This is a genomic window from Pseudomonas azotoformans, from assembly GCF_900103345.1.
Classification (GTDB): domain Bacteria; phylum Pseudomonadota; class Gammaproteobacteria; order Pseudomonadales; family Pseudomonadaceae; genus Aquipseudomonas; species Aquipseudomonas azotoformans.
Genome location: NZ_LT629702.1, coordinates 2,027,471 through 2,046,776, shown reverse-complemented (window position 1 = coordinate 2,046,776; position 19,306 = coordinate 2,027,471). Strand labels below are relative to the sequence as shown.

The following is a 19,306-nucleotide window of genomic DNA, read 5'->3' as shown; positions in this document are numbered from 1 at the left end:
AATATCGCCACGCCTGATCGACCTGACCGTGAGTCCGCCATGTCCGAAGAACGCAACAGTCTGCACAACCAATCCCTGGAAAAAGGCCTGTCGGTGCTCAAGGCATTCAGCGCACAGCGCCGCAGCATGAGCCTCGCAGAGGTGGCCGAGGCCGCAGGCATGACCAAAAGCTCGGCCCAGCGCATGGTGTTTACCCTCGAAAGCCTGGGTTACCTTCGGAAACACTCCCGCACCCGGCATTACCAACTCACACCCCGGGTGCTGGAGCTGGGCTTCAGTTACCTGGATGCGCATTCGTTGATCGAGGTGGCGAATCCGTTCCTGTCGGAGTTGACCCGGTTGACGGGTGAGACGTCGTGCCTGACCGAGCCTGCGGGGTACGACATGACCTATATCGCACGGTTCGTCAGCTCGGGTTTTGTGCCCGTGCATATGCCGATCGGCTCGCGGGTGCCGATGTACTGCACGGCGTCGGGGCGGGCGTATTTGAGCGCGTTGCCGCAGGAGGAAGCGTTGGTGTTGATCGAGAACAGCCAGCGTATTGCGCACACCAGCCAGACGCTGACTGAAGTCGACGAAATCATGGCGTCGTTGCAGCAGGTGCGTGAGCAGGGCTATGCAGTGAACGGCCAGGAGTTGTTCCTGGGTGATATGACCATCGGTGCGCCGGTGCTGGGTGCCAATGGCCGGCCGGTGGCGGCGGTGCATGTGGTGGCGCCGACCAGTCGGTGGAGCAGGGCGGATGCGGAGCGGCAATTGGCGCCGGCGTTGTTGCAGTGTTCAAGGGCGCTGAGCAATTCGGCGCGGAACCTGGAATAACCCGCTATTTCAAATTCACTAGAGATCCCCTGTGGGAGCGGGCTTGCTCGCGAATGCGGTGTGTCAGCCAGCCTATTCAATATTGACCCACCGCTTTCGCGAGCAAGCCCGCTCCCACATTTTGTGCTTCATTGATTTCGAGAGTGTTGTTTGGTCAGGTCACCGGATGAGCCTGATCCAACGCCTTGTCCACCAACAATTGCACACCTTCGAGCATGCGGCAGATACCCAGCGCTACGTTGCGTTGAGCGCCCTCGACTTCAAAGGCGAGATGGGTGGCGATGTCGTTGAGGCTGGCCAGGTCTTGCGAGGCATTGGCCAGCAAGGTTTCGGTGTTCAGGTTGGGGTGGAGGGTGAAGGGGGTGGTTGGGGGATTTGGACTGTCTTTGATCATGGTGGCATTCCTAAGATTAGTGGAGCTGCCAGCGTTCGCGGTCAAACGAAGAGGGTGGCAGCTGTACGCGGGTTGACCGACCGGCAATCAAAGGAAATCCGGCATACCCGAAGGTATCCCGCGTACAGCCGCCGCGACACGATACCTCAGGCATAAAAAAAACGCCTGAAATAGGTTTTGGCGCAACAGTACTTCAATTAATCAGACGGTCAAATCCGGCCGCTAAATGGGTAGCGACGGCGAGGAGGTTAGCCAGTGAAGTTCCGAGGGACAACCTGAAAGCCTTGTGGGAAATCTCTGAGCACAGCAAGCGCCGTATACCACTGTGCTAGAGCACCACAAATCCCACAGCTGACCTCATTGGTCGTGAGGGCTGTGTTTGCCCCGAACAAAAAATGCGCCCCAGAGGGCGCATTTTTTTGTTCGGGCCGCTATCGCCTACTCAGGCAATCGCATCCCAAGCCCGATCACCGTTCTCGTCTTTGATCCGAGTCGGCAAGCCCATCACATCCAGCGCCTTCAGGAACGGCTCGGCCGGCAGTTCCTCGACGTTGGCCATGTGCTTCACATCCCACTCGCCACGGGCCACCAGCAGTGCAGCAGCGACTGGTGGCACGCCTGCGGTGTAGGAGATGCCCTGGCTGTCGGTCTCGGCAAAGGCTTCTTCATGGCACGCCACGTTGTAGATGAACATCTCGTGGGGTTGGCCATTTTTGGTGCCTTTGACCAGGTCACCGATGCAGGTCTTGCCGGTGTAGCCCGGTGCCAGCGAAGACGGGTCGGGCAGCACGGCCTTGACCAGTTTCAGCGGCACGACTTCCAGGCCTTCGGCGGTGGTGACCGGCTTCTCGGAGAGCAGGCCGAGGTTTTTCAGCACGGTGAACACGTTGATGTAGTGTTCGCCGAAGCTCATCCAGAAACGCACGTTGGGCACGTCGAGGTTTTTCGACAGCGAGTGCACTTCATCGTGGCCGGTGAGGTAGAGGTTCTGCGAACCGACAACCGGCAGGTCATCGGTGCGTTTGACTTCGAACATGGTGTTGCTGGTCCACTGGCTGTTTTGCCAGCTCCACACCTGTCCGGTGAACTCGCGGAAGTTGATTTCCGGGTCGAAGTTGGTGGCGAAGTATTTGCCATGGGAGCCGGCATTGACGTCGAGGATGTCGATCGAATCAATGCGGTCGAAATGCTGTTGCTGCGCCAGCGCGGCATACGCGTTGACGACACCCGGGTCGAAGCCCACGCCAAGGATGGCGGTGATGTTCTTCTGTTTGCACTCTTCCAGGTGGTTCCATTCGTAGTTGCCGTACCACGGCGGGGTCTCGCAGACCTTGCCCGGCTCTTCGTGGATGGCGGTGTCGAGGTACGCAACGCCGGTGTCGATGCAGGCACGCAGTACCGACATGTTGAGGAACGCGGAACCGACGTTGATGACGATCTGCGATTGTGTCTCGCGGATCAGGGCCTTGGTCGCTTCCACGTCCAGGGCGTTCAGCGCGAAGGCTTGGATGTCGGCGGGTACCTTGAGGCTACCCTTGGCCTTGACGCTGTCGATGATGGCCTGGCATTTGGAGATGTTGCGCGACGCGATAGCAATACGACCGAGTTCGTCGTTGTGCTGCGCGCACTTGTGGGCCACCACCTTGGCGACACCTCCTGCACCAATGATAAGAACGTTCTTTTTCAATTGCTTTATCTCTCCTTTATCCGCCAGCTTACGAAAGGCTGGACAGGTAGTCGTCGTAACCAAATTCACGAACCACCTCGACTGTACCGTCGAGTTGTTTCACTACGATGGACGGCATTTTCAGGCCGTTGAACCAGTTTTTCTTGACCATGGTGTAGCCTGCGGTGTCGATGAACGACAGCCGATCGCCGATGGCCAGCGGACGATCAAATTGATACTCGCCGAAGATGTCCCCGGCCAGGCAGGATTTGCCGCACACCATGTAGGTGTGTTCACCGTCGCTCGGCGCCAGCTTGGCGTTGAGGCGGTAGATCAGCAGGTCCAGCAGGTGGGCTTCGATGGAGCTGTCGACCACGGCGAGGTTCTTGCCGTTGTAGAGGGTGTCGAGCACGGTGACTTCCAGGGAAGCGCTGTTGGTGATCGCCGCTTCGCCGGGTTCCAGGTACACCTGCACGCCGTACTTCTCGGAGAACGCCTTCAGGCGGGCGCAGAACGCGTCCACGGCATAGTCTTCACCGGTGAAGTGGATGCCGCCGCCGAGGCTGACCCATTCAACCTTGTGCAGCAGCGCGCCGAAGCGCTCTTCGATGACGCCGAGCATTTTGTCGAACAGGTTGAAGTCGCCGTTCTCGCAGTTGTTGTGGAACATGAAACCGGAGATCTGCTCAATGACGCCTTCGATCTTCACCGGGTCCCATTCGCCCAGGCGGCTGAACGGGCGCGCCGGGTCGGCCAGCAGGTAGTCGGAGCTGCTCACCTGTGGGTTGACGCGCAGGCCGCGGGTCTTGCCTTCGCTGCGTTCGGCAAAGCGCTGCAGCTGGCTGATGGAGTTGAAGATGATCTTGTCGCAGTTATCCAGCATCTCTTCGATTTCATCGTCGGCCCAGGCCACGCTGTAGGCGTGTGCTTCACCTTCGAACTTCTGGCGGCCGAGCTTCAACTCGTACAGCGACGACGAGGTGGTGCCGTCCATGTATTGCTGCATCAGGTCGAACACCGACCAGGTCGCAAAGCACTTGAGCGCCAGCAGGGCCTTGGCGCCGGACTGTTCGCGCACGTAAGCAATCTTCTGCATGTTGACCAGAAGCTTCTGTTTATCGATGAGGTAGTACGGCGTTTTGATCATTTTTGAGAGCCTGCGGCGGTGCCTGCCAAAAAAGGACACGCATTGTGCCCGCACTTGGATCGAATCGAAAGGTTAGTGGGCGGATTTTGCTGCGCCAGATTTTCGACCTTACCCATTAAGTATGACCGTCTATGGAGGGACACCGATCCAATGTGGGAGGGGGCTTGCCCCCGATTGCAGTGTGTCAGCCACCCAATCCAGTACTGACCCACTGCTATCGGGGGCAAGCCCCCTCCCACAGTTTGGCCCCTGTCTATCGGGTCCATCGACATCAAACTGTCATCACCTTACCGCCGGATTGCCACATTTCCCCATTACTGTCCTCGCCAATGAGATCGATCTCAAGCGAGTGACAATGACTGATTTGAAAGACGTAGCACGGCTGGCCGGGGTATCCCGCGCCACCGCCGCCCGCACTTTTGCTTCCCCCGACCAGGTGCGCCCGACCACCCGTGAGCAGGTGTTCGCCGCCGCCCGTGAGTTGGGCTTCCGCCCCAATCTGCTGGGCCGCCAATTGCGCCTGCAAACCACCCAGTTGATCGGCGTGGTGGTGCCCAACCTGCTCAACCCGGTGTTCGCCGAACAGTTCCAGGCCATGGAGCGCGCGGCACGGTTGCGTGGTTATAGCCTGTTGCTGGCGACCACCGACTACAGCAGCGAGCGCGAAAGCATTGTGGTGGAAGAGCTGTTGCGCCAGCGCGTGGACGGCCTGGTGCTGACGGTCACGGATGCTGAAAGCAACGTGGTGCTCAGCAGCCTGAATACTGAGAAAACCCCGTTTGTGCTGGCCTACCACCAACCCAGCAACCCCAACTACAGCGCCGTGTCGGTGGACAACCGCGCCGGCATGGCCCTGGCCACGCGCTACCTGCTCGAAGCCGGGCACCGCCGCATCAGCATGGTCGCCGGCCCTGCGCTGCAGTCGGACCGTGCGCGCCTGCGCTACGCCGGCTATTGCGATGCGATGCGCGAATACGGCCTCGAGCCCCGCACAGTGATCGAAATGCCAGCTCATACCCAGGCCGAATTCGCCGCCATCGAACCTTGTCTGCAAGGCCCTGAGGCACCCACCGCACTGGTGTGTTCCAACGACTTCCTGGCCATCAGCCTGATCGCCGAGCTGCGTCGCAACGCCTGGAACGTACCCGGGCAACTCTCGGTAATGGGCTTCGACGGCATCAGCCTCGGCACCCAGATGCACCCGACCCTGTGCAGCGTGGTGCAGCCGATTGCGCTGCTCGCCAGCACTGTGATTGACCAACTGCTGGCGCAGATCGCCGGCAACGCCCCGACGTCCCATTGCCTGCCTTGCCATATCCGGCCGGGCGAAAGTACTCAACCCCACGAGGAAACCCCTGATGCGCGCACTCCGTAAAACCCTGGCAGCCGTGCTGCTGTGCGGTGCGGCCAGCCTGGCCCAGGCCGCCGACACCGCGATCTGCTACAACTGCCCGCCGGACTGGGCCGACTGGGGCACCCAGCTCAAGGCCATCGCCGCCAGCACCGGCGTGCAAGTGCCGCTGGACAACAAGAACTCCGGCCAATCCCTGGCGCAGTTGGTAGCAGAGAAAGCCGCACCGGTGGCCGACGTCGTTTACTACGGCGTGACCTTCGGCCTGCAGGCGCAAAAAGCCGAAGTGGTCGACACCTACAAACCCAAGGCCTGGGAGCAGATCCCTGCTGGCCTGAAAGACCCGGCCGGCCATTGGTTCGCGATCCACTCCGGCACCTTGGGCATCATGGTCAACGTCGATGCACTCGGCGGTCTACCGGTGCCGCACAGCTGGGCCGACCTGCTCAAGCCTGAATACAAAGGCATGGTCGGTTACCTCGACCCGTCCAGCGCGTTTGTCGGCTACGTCTCCGCGGTGGCGATCAACCGCGCCATGGGCGGCGACCTGGACAACTTCGCGCCGGCCATCGACTACTTCCAGAAGCTGGCGAAAAACGCGCCCATCGTGCCCAAGCAAACCGCGTATGCACGGGTGCTGTCCGGTGAGTTGCCGATCCTGGTGGACTACGACTTCAACGCCTACCGCGCGCGCTACAAGGACAAGGCCAACGTCGCCTTTGTGATCCCCCAGGAAGGCAGCATCAGCGTGCCCTATGTGATGAGCCTGGTGGCCAACGCGCCGCACCGCGCCAACGCAGAAAAGGTCCTCGACTTCGTGCTGTCGGACGAAGGCCAGGCGCTCTGGGCCAAGGCCTATCTGCGCCCGGTACGGCCGATGAAGATGCCGGCTGACGTGGCCGCACAGTTCCTGCCCGACAGCGACTACGCCCGTGCCGGCGTGGTGGACTACGAAAAAATGGCCGCTGTGCAGGAAGCCTTCGCCGCCCGTTACTTGAACGAGGTCAAGTAAGTGGCAGCATCGGCAAGACATGCCGCCTGGGCACTGGCCCCGGCCTTTGCGGTGCTGCTCGCGTTCTGGCTGCTGCCGCTGGCGCACTTGATGGTGCTCGGTGCAGAAAGCCGTGACAGCAACGGCAGCGGCTACTGGCAGGTGCTCAGCAGCGCGCAGTACCTGGGCAGCCTTGGGCAAACCTTGCTGCTGGCGGTGGTGGTGACACTGGTGGCGCTGCTGATCGGCGGTATCAGCGGGGTGTTCCTCGCCCGGCAGCAGTTTTTCGGGCGTTCGGCGCTGGTGGCATTGCTCACGTTTCCCCTGGCGTTTCCCGGCGTGGTCGTTGGCTTCTTGGTGATCTTGTTGGCCGGGCGCCAGGGCTTGTTTGCCGCGCTGGGCCTGCAATTGGCCGGTGAACGCTGGATCTTTGCCTACTCGCTGGCGGGGCTGTTCGTGGGTTACCTGTACTTCTCGATCCCGCGGGTGATCCTCACAGTGATGGCCGCGTGCGAGAGCCTTGATCGCAGCCTGGAAGAGGCCGCCCATTCCCTGGGCGCCGGGCATTGGCGAGTGGTGTGCGATGTGATCGTGCCAGGCCTGGCGCCGGCGCTGGCCTCCTGCGGGGCGATCTGTTTCGCCACCTCCATGGGCGCCTTCGGCACCGCCTTTACCTTGGGCACGCGGCTGAACGTTACCCCGGTGGCGATCTACAACGTGTTCACCAACTACGCCAACTTTGCCGTGGCGGCCGCACTGTCGGTGGTGCTCGGCGCGGTGACCTGGGCCGTGCTGCTGCTCACGCGCCGCCTGGTCAAGAACTCGGGGACTGTGCTGTGAAGCGCTCATCGCTGTTTGTGCTGCAACTGCTGTTCACCCTGTTGGTGTGCGCCTTCATGCTGGTGCCGGTGGTGATGTCGCTACTGGCCGGGCTGACCCGCAATTTCTTCGTCGGGCTGTCCAGTGGCTTGACCTTCGATTGGCTGGTGCAGGTGTGGCAGGCCTATTCGCCCACCGTGTGGTTGTCGCTGCAACTGGCGCTGGCCTGCGCGGCGTGCGTCTGCGTGATTGGTGTGCCGGCGGCCTACGGTTTGGTGCGCATGAACAACCGTTTCAGCCGCGCCTTCGAAGAGTTGATGGTGCTGCCGGTGGCCATGCCGGGGTTGGCCAGTGCGTTGGCCTTGCTGCTGACCTACGGCCAGTTCGGCAGCTTTCGCAGCAGTTGGCTGTTCATCCTGGTCGGCCATGTGCTGTTCACCTTGCCGTTCCTGGTACGCCCGGTGATGGCGGTGATGCAGCGCCAGCAGTTGCCGGTGCTGGAGGAGGCGGCGGCCAGCCTGGGTGCCGGTCCGATCAAGCGTTTTTTCAGCGTGGTGGTGCCCAACTGCCGGGCCGGGATCCTGGCAGGCGTGTTGATGGTGGTGACCTTGTCCCTGGGTGAATTCAACCTGACCTGGATGCTCCACACGCCGATGACCAAGACCTTGCCCGTGGGCCTGGCCGACAGCTACGCCTCGGCGCGCCTGGAAATCGCCAGCGCCTACACCCTTATCTTTTTGCTGATGATCGTGCCGCTGCTGATTGCGCTGCAGGCCATCAGTGCCCGTTTGTCCCGTGGAGAGCGTCGATGACCGCTATCACTATCCGCCTGCAAGGCTGTCGCAAGGCGTTCGCCGACGGCACCGTGGCCGTGCATGACCTGGACCTGACCGTCGAAGGCGGCGAAACCCTGGCCATTCTTGGCCCGTCCGGCTGCGGCAAGACCACCACCTTGCGCCTGATCGCCGGCCTCGAGCGCCCGGACGTGGGCCAGGTGTGGTTCGGCGACCAGGACGTGACCCGCCTGCCGATCGAACGCCGCGACGTAGGCATGGTGTTCCAGAACTACGCACTGTTTCCCAACCTGGATGTGGCCGGGAACATCGTTTATGGCTTGAAGATTCGCGGTATGGCGGTGGTGGAGCGCAACAAGCGCTGCGACGAGTTGCTGGAACTGGTGGGCTTGCAACACCACGGCAAGCGCAGCATCCATGAACTTTCCGGCGGCCAGCGACAGCGCGTGGCCTTGGCTCGTGCGTTGGCGCCGCGCCCGAAAGTGTTGCTGCTGGACGAACCGCTGGCGGCGCTCGATGCGCAACTGCGCGAACGCCTGCGCAGCGAGCTGAACGAGCTGCTGCGCGGCCTGGGCATCACCTCGGTGTTCGTCACCCACGACCAGGGCGAAGCCATGGCCCTGGGCGACCGTATCCTGGTGATGGAACACGGGCGTGTCGCGCAATTGGCCAGCCCGCGTGACATCTACCAGAAACCGGCCAATGCCTTCGTTGCGGGCTTTGTCGGCAACCTCAATGCCTTCGCTGTGATCCAGCCAGCGGCCCATGGCTTGAAAGTTTGTGGCGGCGAGTTGCCGTGGCATGACGCCCATTTACCCAGCACGGTGTATTGCCGTCCCGAACACCTGAAGGTGATGGAGAGCGAAGGGCACTTGCACGGCCACCTGCTGGCGCAGTTCTTCCAAGGTGCGCAAAGCCGCCTGCTGGTGGATGTGGGCGGCCCGCAACCGCTGCTGGTCGACAGCAGCGACAACCAGCTGTACGCCGTCGGCGCGCCGATTGCCCTGGCAATTGCGCCGCACATGTTGTTCACCCTGAATGCTTGAGACTCTATTGTGAATCGTCCGTTTCTCGTCGCGCAGATCAGCGACCTGCACCTTAAAGCCGGCCAGCGCCTCACTTACGGGGTTGTCGACACGTTAGGCGCACTGCGTCGTGCCGTCGATCACTTGAACGCCAGCCACCCACGCCCCGACATCGTGGTCATCAGCGGTGACCTGGTGGACTTCGGCCGTGCCGATGAATACGCCGTGCTGCACCCCGAACTCGCGCGCCTGCACATGCCGTGCTACCTGGTGCCCGGCAACCACGACAACCGTGCGCCGTTACTGCAGGCGTTCCGTGATCACGCGTATCTGCCGTTGTCCGCCGATGGCCCGTTGGACTGGGTGGTCGACCACCATCCGCTGCGCCTGATCGGCCTCGACTCGACCATTCCCGGCGGCCACGGCGGCCAATTGCTCGACAGCCAATTGCACTGGCTGGATGAGCAATTGGCGCTGCGCCCGGATGCGCCGACCCTGCTGATCCTGCATCACCCGCCGTTCATCAGCGGCATCGGCCACATGGACCGCGAACCCTTCATCAATGCTGCCGCCCTGGAGCACGTCGTTGCGCGCCATCCGCAAGTGGAGCGCCTGCTCTGCGGTCATCTGCACCGGCCGATGCAACGGCGTTTTGGCGGCAGCCTGAGTTGTGTGTGCCCCGGCACCTCCCATCAGATCGTGCTGGATTTACAAGAAGCGGCGCCCGCGCATTTCAACCTGGAGCCGGCGGGCTATCTGTTGCATCGCTGGGAGGCGCAGCAGGGTTTGATCAGCCACAACGGCGTGTTCGGGGAATACCCGGGGCCGTATCCGTTTTATGACGCCCATGGATTAATTGACTGAGGTTGTGATGAAAGCCACTTTGCATGTGTTAAGCGTATTGACCGGCGGCCTGGGCATTGCCCTGAGCCCCCTGGCCTCGGCTGATTTTCTGAGTGACAGCAAAGCCAACTTGAGCCTGCGCAACTTCTACTTCAACAACGACAACCGTGACGGCGCCGCCGCACCGTCGAAGACCGAAGAGTGGGGCCAGGCATTTATCCTCAACTACCAGTCGGGCTTTACCGACGGCACGGTCGGCTTCGGCCTGGATGCCGTGGGCATGCTCGGCGTGACCCTCGACAGCGGCGCCGGCCGCCATGTGGGCAGTTCGATGATCCCCACGGACGACGGCAAGGCCGCCGACACCTGGGCCCGTGGCGGTGCGACGGCCAAGGCGCGTTTTGCCAAGAGCGAACTGCGCTACGGCTACCTGCGGCCGAACCTGCCGATCCTGGTGAGCAACGACGGGCGCTTGTTGCCGCAGTCGTTCGAAGGCGGGCAGATCACCAGCAAGGACATCGACAACCTGACCCTGATCGGCGGCCAACTGCAGCACACCACTGGCCGTGGCTCCAGCGATCGCAGCGGCCTGGCGGCGGCGGGCGGCACCCAGGAAAGCAATAAATTCAACTACGCCGGTGCCGATTACCAGGTAACCAAGGACCTGCTGGTCCAGTACTACTACGCCAACCTCGAAGACTATTACCAACAGCACTTCGCCGGTCTGATCCATGTATTGCCGCTGGGCGACTACGGCTCATTGAAAACCGACCTGCGCTACTTCAAGACCACCTCCGACGGCAAGAACAGCAGCGTTGCCGGCCGTGCCGAAGGTTACAAGCTCGGCGGCTATACCAAGAACGGCACGGGTGAAATCGACAACAACACCTGGAGCGCGGCGTTCATCTACTCCCTGGGCCCGCACGCGATCACCGCCGGTTACCAGCAAGTCTCGGACGACAGCAACTTCGCCCAACTCAACCAGGGCGGCCTGGTCAACAAAGGGGAGGGCGGTTCCAGCCTGTACCTCTACACCGACCGTACCGTGCAGACCTTCATCCAGGCCGGTGAGCGCACGGCCTTTGCCCAATACGCCTATGACTTCGCCTCGCTTGGCGTGCCGGGCCTGAAGGCGTCGGTGATGTACTTGAAGGGCGAGCACATCCTCACCGCCAGCGGCAACGATGCCAGCGAGTGGGAACGCGATATCTCGCTGGATTACGTGGTGCAGAGCGGCACGTTCAAGAACGTCGGGTTCGGCTGGCGCAATGGTGTGTCACGCAGTGAAGTGGCGCGGGACCAGGATCAGAATCGGGTGTTCGTGAGTTACTCGATTCCGTTGATGTAGGTCCGCAAACGCAGGTCGAGACTGTAGGAGCGAGCTTGCTCGCGAAAAACCTGAGGACGACGCGTTAAGTCTGAATGAACGCGTCATCGTTGACGGTTTTCGCGAGCAAGCTCGCTCCTACAGCCAAGTGGCCTTGGACTCAATGCAGCTGTGCTTCAGGTTCTGAGGCGCGAACGGGGTATCGAGTGTGCCCAGTGCAATCGAAGTCCAATCGGGATACTGCCCTTTTGCATCGTGCCAAAACAACGATGAACCGCATTCCGAACAGAACTGGCGAGTAATGCCCGGTGATGACTCATAACTTTTCAACGTGTCCCGCACAGCATGGATAGTCACGTCTGATCGAGGCGCGCTGGCGTAAGTGGCAAAGGCTGCCCCATGCACTTTCTGGCATTTTTTGCAGTGGCAGTGGGTGGCGGACTTGAGCGGTGTCGCGACTTGATAAGTGACTGCACCGCAGAGGCAACTGCCTTGATTGATTGCATCCATGCCTGGTTTTATCCCAAAGAGTTCGACAAACACTATACCTGTGGCGAGGGAGCTTGCTCCCGCTGGGATGCCCAGCATCGCCAAATCCTGTCCTACCACAAACGTACAAGAATCCCCCCACCCCCCCTCAGTAGACTCGCCCCACTTCCTCTACAGCAGGTCTTCCATGGACATCTTCCTCTACTCCTTCAGCGTCATGTACAGCCCCGGTCCCGTGAACTTCATGGGCCTCAACGCCGGGCTCACCGGTCAGTTCCGCCGCTCCACCGGATTCTTCATCGGCGTGGGTTGCGCGATGATGCTGCTGTTCGTGCTGTTTGGGTACACCGGCGAGGCGATCATCTCCCAGGCCGCGTTGCCGTATATTTCGCTGGTTGGCGGGGTGTACACGCTGTACCTGGCTTACCAAGTGTTCACCGCGCGCACGGTGGTGGATGAAAACGCTTCAACGGCACCGGCCAGAACCCTTACGTTCTGGAATGGCCTGGTGATCCAGTTGCTCAACCCCAAGGGCATCATGGCTGTGTTGCCGATCACCAGTGTGATGCTGCCGGCGGCGCATATCACCGGGGCGTCCATCGCCGTGGTCTCGGCGGCGCTCGCCTTCGGGGCGTTCGGTGCACCGTGGATCTACGCGCTGCTGGGGGCGCTGCTGGGGCGGCGGATCAACGGGACGTCGGCGTTCACCCTGTTCAACCGGTGCATGGGGGTGGCACTGGCGGTGTGTGCGTATTTCATGTTTCACGCGTTCTATGTGCATCTGATCGCAACATGAACGGACCTTGCGACCATCAGAAGTAAAATGAGTTTGTCTCCCTGTTACCGTCTGCCGACGATGGCTGCATCGGCCTGACACCACCCGTGTAGGAGCGAGCTTGCTCGCGAAGAACCTGAGGGCCCCGCGTTAAACCTGAGTTAACGCGTTATCGTTGACGTTTTTCGCGAGCAAGCTCGCTCCTACAGTGTCATGCGCCAGGGGTCAGAGGTATTTGAGCCAGGCCAGGTCGCGGCGACGCGCCTTGAGCCCGGCGAACCAGCGCACAGGCGGGTAGAGCGCCAGGGGCAGCAATAGCGCCACCAGCCACACGGCGCCGATGCTGTCGAAACCGAAGTAGTTGCCGTGGTTGAGGCCAAACAACGCCACACAGGCGACGTAGAGGATTTTCAGCACGTACAGGTGCAGCAAATAGAAGAACATCGGTGCCGCACCAAATGTGGCAAGCACACCAATCCAGCGTTTCTGCCCCGCACGTTCAAACGCCAGCAACAGCAGCAAGCCAATCCCCAGGGTCAGCGCCAGGAACAGCAGCGAAGGCGGGTATTTGGTGATGTTGAACAAGCTCATCAGCGTCTGGACGCCGCTCTCATAGGCCTGCCAAGGCTTCTCGCCATAGCCATTGGCGGTGCGCAACAGTACGAACCCCACCAACGCACTCACACCACCCAGCAACAGATAACGCTGGCGCAGCGCCGGCGGCATGCCATTGGCAAACCATGGGCCCAGGCCGTACCCCAATGCAATCACGCCGATCCACGGCAGCACCGGGTAGGTCGTGCGCAACCGCAGCGAATCGCCCACCTCGATCCAGCTGCGCTCATGCAGGATCGTCCACGGAATATGCAAGGCCGACCCCGCAGCGAAGTGCACCCCATCCAGCAGGTTATGCCCGCCAATGATCAGCAGCGCCAACACGATCAGCAGCGCTCGCGGCAACCACACCAGCGCGGCCAGGGCGAGCATGCTCACGCCAATCGCCCAGATCACCTGCAGGTAGATTACGCTGGGCGGCAACTGGAAGGTCCAGGCGAAGTTGACCAGGGTGAATTCCAGCACCACCAGGAACAGCCCGCGCTTGAACAGGAACGCCGACACATCGCGGCGGCCCTGGTACTTCTGTCCGTAGAGCCAGGCCGACAACCCCGTGAGCAGAACGAACACCGGCGCACACAGATGGGCGAGGGTGCGGCTGAAAAACAGTGCGGGTTCGGTGCTGTCGATGGTCATCGGGTCGCTGACCTGGCGGTGGAGCAGGAAGGTTTCGCGCACGTGGTCGAGCAGCATGAACAGGATCACCAGGCCGCGCAGAGCGTCGATGGAGAGCAGGCGTTGGCGCAGGGGAACAGCATCGGTCATGGGCGTGATCACAGGGCAGGGCGGCAAGGGGGTGTTATCCTATAACATTGGATTCTGATACCGTCAGCTAAATTATCTTTCCAGGTACTCACCATGACCACTGCGCAGGCTGTCATCGACTTCTGGCAACACGCCGGCCCCAAACGCTGGTTCGCCAAGGACGATGCCTTCGACGCCAGCTTCCGCGACACCTTCCACACCGCCCACCTGCAAGCGGCCCGGCGTGAGCTGGAAAGCTGGCTGGACTCGGCGCACGGCGCCCTGGCGTTGCTGATCCTGCTGGACCAGTACCCGCGCAATGCCTTCCGTGGCACCGCCCATATGTTCGCCACCGATCCGCTGGCGCGGCTGTATGCCCGGCGCATGGTGGACGCCGGGCTGGACCGGCAGGTCGACCCGGCATTGCGTGCGTTCTGCTATTTGCCGTTCGAGCATTCGGAAGACCCGGCCGATCAACAGCGCTCTCTGGAGTTGAACCGGCAACTGGACGCCAACACCTTCCATTGGGCCAAGGAACATGCGCGCATCATCGAGCAATTCGGGCGTTTTCCCCATCGAAACGAGGTGTTGGCCAGAGCGACCACTGACGCTGAACGTAGGTTTCTGGAAGCCGGCGGATTTGCCGGATAGCGACTTGACTTTATTGAGCGTTCCGTTCGATTTCCAGGCGTTTGTGCGCATAGGGGCAGCCGTTGGTTGCCAACGCTTTCTCCAGGTATTCAATGCGCAACGGCCGTGCAGTTCTGCGATTGGTTTGGCTGGCGAGCACTTTATAAAGTTCGGCGCGGTAATCATTTTGGCTGCCTGATTGCAATTCGACGCCAGTCGGCCGCGCTCCGCAGGTCAACCATACGGCGGGCTGCGGGTAGTAACGTGCAAAGTCGTCGATTTTGCCCAGAGCGTTTTGCAGTGCCGGTATGTACTTGGGGCCCACTACATAGTCCAGGCAGGTGTTGTCTACATAAAGTGCGGCAGGGGCAAAGCCGTGTTCCAGGCTTGAGACAGCCAGTTGGCACATCTCTTGTTCTTTACCAGGAACCAAATAGACCTGATATAGGAGCATCAGGCGATATTCGGCGACGGGATGTCCGGCCTGCGCCGATTCGCTCAAGCGTTGTTGGACGAGCGCCAGGTTCGCTTTCTTCTCTTCCATATCTGTCGGCGTTTTCTTGGCTAGCAATGAGCGCATCAGGTCTGCGTACTCTGCGTCGCTTTTCTTCAACAGGTTCGCGGCTTGTTGATACTGCGCTTCACCGGGCAGTGCGGGGAGTTCACTGGAAAACGCTACGCAAGGAACACTGGAGAACGACAAAAACACGGCGAAAGGGCGGCGCAAGACGAAAATCCTTTTTTAGTGGTACGCAGGTGCGCGCAGTTTGGCGAGTCTACCTTTACAGGCGTTGCTGTCACAGCGGGCACGGCTATTCCCGCAAGGAATGCCCCCATAAAAACAGCGCATTGTCTTTCTTGTGGCGCATCTCGTAGCGTGGTGTTCCCCTCAAGGAGAATCGTTATGCGCCTGTATGTGGATCATCTGTACACCAGCCCCTACGCCATGTCGGTGTTCGTGACCCTGCGCGAAAAAGGCCTGGCGTTCGACACGATCGCCCTGGACCTGGATGCCGCGCAACAGCACGCCGCCGACTTCGCCCAACTGTCCCTGACCCAGCGCGTGCCGACCTTGCTGGAGGGCAACTTCGCCTTGTCGGAGTCTTCGGCGATCACCGAGTATCTGGAGCAGGCCTACCCTGACGTGCCGGTGTATCCGGCCGATCCAAAACAGCGGGCGAGGGCGCGCCAGGTCCAGGCATGGCTGCGCAGTGACTTGCTGCCGATCCGTCAGGAACGCTCGACGATGGTGGTGTTCTACGGGCAGAAGATGCCCGCACTGTCGCCGGTGGCTGAAGCGGCGGCGGCGAAGTTGATCAGTGCGGCCCAGGCGCTGTTGGTGGGTAATCCGCCGTACTTGTTCGGTGAATGGTGCATCGCGGACGTGGACCTGGCCGTGATGCTCAATCGCTTGATCCTCAACGGTGACAGCGTGCCTGCCGAGTTGGTGGAGTACGCCCAACGGCAGTGGCAGCGGCCCTCCGTGCAGGCGTGGGTGCGGCAACAACGCCCGGCGCAGTAACGACCATTCATCTTCCGTTTGCGGTGATGCGCTTGACAGGCGTCACCCGACGGAAGAATACTCTGGTCATATTCATATATATGACTACATAACAAAGTGAATGTGACCTCATGAACACGCTGTCCAGTGATGCCCGCCTGCCGCTTTACCAACGCTTGCGCGACCAGCTGATCGAGCAGATCGCCAACAATCGCTGGCGCCCCGGCGAAGCGATTCCCACCGAAGCGGTGTTGTCCGCCGAGTACGCGCTGTCCACCGGTACCGTGCGCAAGGCCGTGGATGCACTGGTCAGCGAGGGCATTCTGGAGCGTCAGCAGGGCCGTGGCACCTTTGTGCGCCGCCCGCAATTCCAGTCGTCGCTGTTTAGGTTTTTCCGTTTTCAAGGCCCGTCGGGCGAGCGTCAGGTGCCGCAAAGCCGCATCCTCACGGTCGAGTCCGTGGCCGCGCCGTCGGCGGTCAGCGAGGCGCTGGGCCTGGCCCCCGAGGCCCAAGTGATCCGCATCGTTCGGACCCGTCTGTTTGACGTGCAGCCACTGCTTGCTGAAGAGATCTGGCTGCCGCGCGCGCGCTTCCAGGCGTTGCTCGACATCGACCTGTCCGCGCAAGGCCCGCTGCTCTATCCGGTGTATGAAAGTGTCTGCGGGCAGGTGGTGGCCTCGGCCGAGGAAACCCTCACGGCCGAATCGGTCAACGCGGTGTACGCGCGGTTGCTGCAAGTACCGGTCAACAGCCCGGTGGTGGTGATCGAGCGTCTGGCCCGCGACTACGCCGGCCAACCCCTGGAGTGGCGACGCTCCCGTGGGCATGCCGAACACTTCCGCTACCGCGTGGACATTCGCTGACCGCACACCCGCACCGTTAACTGTTTGCCCAACACTGGCCCGGCTGTGGCGCGGTTCGCGCCCGGCTGCCTCGCGTTTGACCTATAAGGATAAAAATCATGTTCAGTTGGTATGGCCAAGTCACTCCTCGGGAGCGCAAAACGTTCTGGGCCTGCTTCGGTGGCTGGTCCCTGGATGCATTGGAAGTGCAGATGTTCGGCCTGGCGATCCCGGCACTCATCGCAGCCTTCGCCTTGAGCAAGGGCGATGCGGGGCTGATCAGCGGCGTTACGCTGGTGACCTCGGCCATCGGCGGTTGGGTCGGCGGCACGTTGTCCGACCGCTACGGCCGGGTGCGCACGTTGCAGTGGATGATCCTGTGGTTTTCGTTCTTCACGTTTTTGTCGGCGTTCGTCACCGGCTTTCACCAGTTGCTGATCGTCAAGGCGCTGCAAGGCTTCGGCATCGGCGGTGAATGGGCGGCGGGCGCGGTGTTGATGGCCGAGACCATCAACCCGAAATATCGCGGTAAGGTGATGGGTACCGTACAGAGCGCCTGGGCCGTGGGCTGGGGCGTGGCGGTCGGGGTGTTTGCGCTGATCTATTCGTTTGTGCCCCAGGACATGGCCTGGCGGGTGATGTTCGTGGTGGGGCTGCTGCCGTCGTTCCTGATTATCTGGGTGCGGCGTAACGTTGAAGAGCCTGACAGCTTCCAGCGCCTGCAGAAGGAACAGGCGATTCCCCAGAGTTTCTTCAAGTCTCTGGCCGGCATCTTCCGCCCTGAGCTGATCCGCGTGACGCTGTTCGGCGGCTTGCTGGGCCTGGGTGCCCACGGTGGTTACCATGCGGTGATGACCTGGCTGCCGACCTTCCTCAAGACCGAGCGCAACCTGTCGGTACTCAACTCGGGCGGCTACCTGGCGGTGATCATCTTTGCCTTCTGGTGTGGCTGCATCGCCAGTGGTTGGCTGATCGACCGCATTGGCCGCCGCAAGAACATCGTGCTGTTTGCGCTGTGCTGCGTGATCACCGTGCAGGCCTATGTGTTCCTGCCGCTGAGCAATACGCAGATGCTGTTCCTTGGCTTCCCGCTGGGCTTCTTCGCCGCCGGTATCCCGGCCAGCCTGGGGGCGTTGTTCAACGAACTCTACCCGGCGGATGTGCGCGGTGCCGGCGTGGGCTTCTGCTACAACTTCGGGCGCGTGCTGTCGGCGGTGTTTCCCTTCCTGGTGGGGCATATGAGCGACTCGATGTCCCTCGGCTCGGCCATCGGCATCGATGCCGGGATCGCCTACGGCGTCGCCGTGATCGCCGCGCTGTGCCTGCCGGAAACCCGTGGCCGCGTGCTGGAAGCGGCACCCGCCGAGAACGTCGTGAGCGGCCAGCGCGCCCAGGCCTGATCCTTTTTACTTTTGAAAGACGACCCCATGCTTGATAACCGTTCCATCACCGGCATCGACGCCCATGCCCATGTCTTCAGCCAGGCGCTCACCCTGGCCGGTGAGCGTCGCTACACCCCAGGCTACGACGCCACGCTGGCGGACTACCTCGGCCACTTGCACGCCAATGGCCTGAGCCACGGCGTGTTGGTGCAACCCAGTTTCCTGGGCACCGACAACGGCTACCTGTTGGCCGCTTTGCAGCAGGCACCCGATCAGTTGCGCGGCGTCGTGGTGGTGGACCGTGATATCCCGCAGCACGCTTTACAGGCGATGGCCCGCGCCGGCGTGGTCGGCGTGCGCTTGAACCTGGTGGGCCGGGCGCTGCCAGACTTTGCCGAGCCCGGCTGGAAGGTTTTTTTCGAGCACATCGTCGCGCTGGGCTGGCACGTGGAATTGCACCGCGAGGTGACCGACCTGCCGCAATTGGTGCGCCAGTTGCTGCCGTTCGGGGTCAAGCTGGTGGTCGACCATTTCGGCCGGCCAGATGCACGGCTCGGCGTCGCGCAACGCGGTTTTGCCGACCTTCTGGAACTGGGCCTCAGCGGCCAGCTGTGGCTGAAAGTCTCGGGGATCTATCGCCTGGCTGGCAGCCCGGCGCAGAACCTTGAATTTGCGCGCCAGGCCATGCCGTTGCTGCAACAGAGTTTCGGTCTGCACCGCTTGGTGTGGGGCAGTGACTGGCCGCACACCCAGCATGAAACGTCCGTCGACTACCGCGCTGTGATCGAGCAACGCCAGGCCTTGGGCTGGTCGGCTGCGGTCGCGCAAGCCTTGCTGATCGATACACCCCGGCAGTTATTCGGCTTCGACCACCCCTAGCCAATCCTCTTTCACGCGGCGGTCCAGCTCTTCCCAGTCGGCCATGCCCAGTACCCGCATGGTGTTCAGGCCGCGCAGGTAACCGCGCAGTTGCTGGGCGCTGGCGCTGATCCGGTCCGCGTCCGCCGCCTCGTCCTGCAGCACGTGTTCATAGTCGACCAGGTAATCGGCGACCCGTTCGCGAAACTCCGGTAGTACGGCTTCGCGGATGCGGTCGAAGGTTTTCTGGTGGGGCTTCATGGCGTGGTCCTTATAGGTTTTATGTCAGCACTA

General features: G+C 61.6%; 21 protein-coding genes. 14 read left to right on the top strand and 7 right to left on the bottom strand.

Translation table 11 applies throughout. The features are described 5' to 3' along the window. The first annotated feature begins 39 nt into the window (after positions 1-39). Positions 40-819 carry an IclR family transcriptional regulator gene (locus tag BLR69_RS08715; protein ID WP_071493320.1) on the top strand — a complete coding sequence of 260 codons (780 nt, stop codon included), beginning with the start codon at positions 40-42 and terminating at the stop codon, positions 817-819. A gap of 154 nt (positions 820-973) precedes the next feature. Here the strand turns inward: BLR69_RS08715 and BLR69_RS08710 are convergent, their stop codons facing one another. The 3 genes from BLR69_RS08710 to BLR69_RS08700 all read right to left on the bottom strand — a co-directional run bounded on the left by BLR69_RS08710 (position 974) and on the right by BLR69_RS08700 (position 4,026). Beyond that, entirely contained in the window at positions 974-1,213 is a 240-nt protein-coding gene (locus tag BLR69_RS08710; RefSeq protein ID WP_071493319.1) for a DUF6124 family protein, read from the bottom strand. Positions 1,214-1,655: 442 nt separating this feature from the next. Continuing rightward, positions 1,656-2,900: a saccharopine dehydrogenase family protein gene (locus tag BLR69_RS08705; protein ID WP_038846952.1), complete on the bottom strand. Its 1,245-nt coding sequence runs from the start codon at positions 2,898-2,900 to the stop codon at positions 1,656-1,658. 28 nt (positions 2,901-2,928) lie between these two features. After that, on the bottom strand, positions 2,929-4,026 hold the full coding sequence (locus BLR69_RS08700) for a carboxynorspermidine decarboxylase (protein ID WP_071493318.1): 1,098 nt from the start codon (positions 4,024-4,026) through the stop codon (positions 2,929-2,931). Between the two features lie 355 nt (positions 4,027-4,381). On the opposite strand from BLR69_RS08700, the gene BLR69_RS08695 reads away from it, so the two are divergent. Genes BLR69_RS08695 through BLR69_RS08665 form a run of 7 tightly spaced genes read left to right on the top strand, consistent with a single transcriptional unit; the run spans position 4,382 to position 11,197 of the window. Next, positions 4,382-5,401 carry a LacI family DNA-binding transcriptional regulator gene (locus tag BLR69_RS08695; RefSeq protein ID WP_071493317.1) on the top strand — a complete coding sequence of 340 codons (1,020 nt, stop codon included), beginning with the start codon at positions 4,382-4,384 and terminating at the stop codon, positions 5,399-5,401. After that, the gene (locus tag BLR69_RS08690) at positions 5,385-6,389 is read left to right on the top strand and encodes an ABC transporter substrate-binding protein (RefSeq protein ID WP_071493316.1); all 1,005 of its coding nucleotides are present in this window, start codon (positions 5,385-5,387) and stop codon (positions 6,387-6,389) included. Before BLR69_RS08695 ends, BLR69_RS08690 begins: the two co-directional genes overlap by 17 nt. Further along, positions 6,390-7,208 carry an ABC transporter permease gene (locus tag BLR69_RS08685; RefSeq protein WP_071493315.1) on the top strand — a complete coding sequence of 273 codons (819 nt, stop codon included), beginning with the start codon at positions 6,390-6,392 and terminating at the stop codon, positions 7,206-7,208. After that, positions 7,205-7,999, top strand: a complete 795-nt coding sequence (locus BLR69_RS08680; protein ID WP_071493314.1) for an ABC transporter permease — start codon at positions 7,205-7,207, stop codon at positions 7,997-7,999. Before BLR69_RS08685 ends, BLR69_RS08680 begins: the two co-directional genes overlap by 4 nt. Further along, positions 7,996-9,027: an ABC transporter ATP-binding protein gene (locus tag BLR69_RS08675; protein ID WP_071493313.1), complete on the top strand. Its 1,032-nt coding sequence runs from the start codon at positions 7,996-7,998 to the stop codon at positions 9,025-9,027. Before BLR69_RS08680 ends, BLR69_RS08675 begins: the two co-directional genes overlap by 4 nt. 9 nt (positions 9,028-9,036) lie before the next feature. Continuing rightward, on the top strand, positions 9,037-9,870 hold the full coding sequence (locus BLR69_RS08670) for a phosphodiesterase (protein ID WP_071493312.1): 834 nt from the start codon (positions 9,037-9,039) through the stop codon (positions 9,868-9,870). Between the two features lie 7 nt (positions 9,871-9,877). Further along, positions 9,878-11,197 carry an OprD family porin gene (locus BLR69_RS08665; protein WP_071493311.1) on the top strand — a complete coding sequence of 440 codons (1,320 nt, stop codon included), beginning with the start codon at positions 9,878-9,880 and terminating at the stop codon, positions 11,195-11,197. A gap of 117 nt (positions 11,198-11,314) precedes the next feature. Here BLR69_RS08665 and BLR69_RS08660 read toward each other — a convergent pair whose 3' ends face one another. After that, entirely contained in the window at positions 11,315-11,686 is a 372-nt protein-coding gene (locus BLR69_RS08660; protein WP_076955283.1) for a GFA family protein, read from the bottom strand. A gap of 166 nt (positions 11,687-11,852) precedes the next feature. Here BLR69_RS08660 and BLR69_RS08655 point away from each other — a divergent pair, with 166 nt between their 5' ends. After that, positions 11,853-12,461 carry a LysE family translocator gene (locus tag BLR69_RS08655; protein ID WP_071493310.1) on the top strand — a complete coding sequence of 203 codons (609 nt, stop codon included), beginning with the start codon at positions 11,853-11,855 and terminating at the stop codon, positions 12,459-12,461. A gap of 204 nt (positions 12,462-12,665) precedes the next feature. Here BLR69_RS08655 and BLR69_RS08650 read toward each other — a convergent pair whose 3' ends face one another. Further along, entirely contained in the window at positions 12,666-13,820 is a 1,155-nt protein-coding gene (locus tag BLR69_RS08650) for a DUF1624 domain-containing protein (protein ID WP_071493309.1), read from the bottom strand. Positions 13,821-13,913: 93 nt separating this feature from the next. Here BLR69_RS08650 and BLR69_RS08645 point away from each other — a divergent pair, with 93 nt between their 5' ends. Beyond that, a complete protein-coding gene (locus BLR69_RS08645; protein WP_071493308.1) occupies positions 13,914-14,450 on the top strand; it encodes a DUF924 family protein in 537 nt (178 codons plus the stop codon). A 10-nt stretch (positions 14,451-14,460) separates the two neighbouring features. Here BLR69_RS08645 and BLR69_RS08640 read toward each other — a convergent pair whose 3' ends face one another. Further along, entirely contained in the window at positions 14,461-15,156 is a 696-nt protein-coding gene (locus BLR69_RS08640) for a hypothetical protein (protein WP_058423976.1), read from the bottom strand. Between the two features lie 177 nt (positions 15,157-15,333). On the opposite strand from BLR69_RS08640, the gene yfcF reads away from it, so the two are divergent. From yfcF to BLR69_RS08620, 4 genes are all read left to right on the top strand, one after another. Further along, positions 15,334-15,951, top strand: a complete 618-nt coding sequence (yfcF, locus tag BLR69_RS08635) for a glutathione transferase (protein ID WP_071493307.1) — start codon at positions 15,334-15,336, stop codon at positions 15,949-15,951. A gap of 110 nt (positions 15,952-16,061) precedes the next feature. After that, the gene (locus BLR69_RS08630; RefSeq protein WP_071493306.1) at positions 16,062-16,793 is read left to right on the top strand and encodes a GntR family transcriptional regulator; all 732 of its coding nucleotides are present in this window, start codon (positions 16,062-16,064) and stop codon (positions 16,791-16,793) included. 98 nt (positions 16,794-16,891) lie between these two features. Continuing rightward, positions 16,892-18,172 carry an MFS transporter gene (locus tag BLR69_RS08625; protein ID WP_071493305.1) on the top strand — a complete coding sequence of 427 codons (1,281 nt, stop codon included), beginning with the start codon at positions 16,892-16,894 and terminating at the stop codon, positions 18,170-18,172. A 27-nt stretch (positions 18,173-18,199) separates the two neighbouring features. Next, positions 18,200-19,033 carry an amidohydrolase family protein gene (locus BLR69_RS08620; RefSeq protein ID WP_071493304.1) on the top strand — a complete coding sequence of 278 codons (834 nt, stop codon included), beginning with the start codon at positions 18,200-18,202 and terminating at the stop codon, positions 19,031-19,033. Here the strand turns inward: BLR69_RS08620 and BLR69_RS08615 are convergent. Next, positions 19,010-19,273 (bottom strand): hypothetical protein, encoded by a 264-nt coding sequence (locus BLR69_RS08615; RefSeq protein ID WP_071493303.1) that lies wholly within the window; start codon positions 19,271-19,273, stop codon positions 19,010-19,012. The two genes, BLR69_RS08620 and BLR69_RS08615, sit on opposite strands and share 24 nt — an antisense overlap. Positions 19,274-19,306 lie beyond the last annotated feature (33 nt).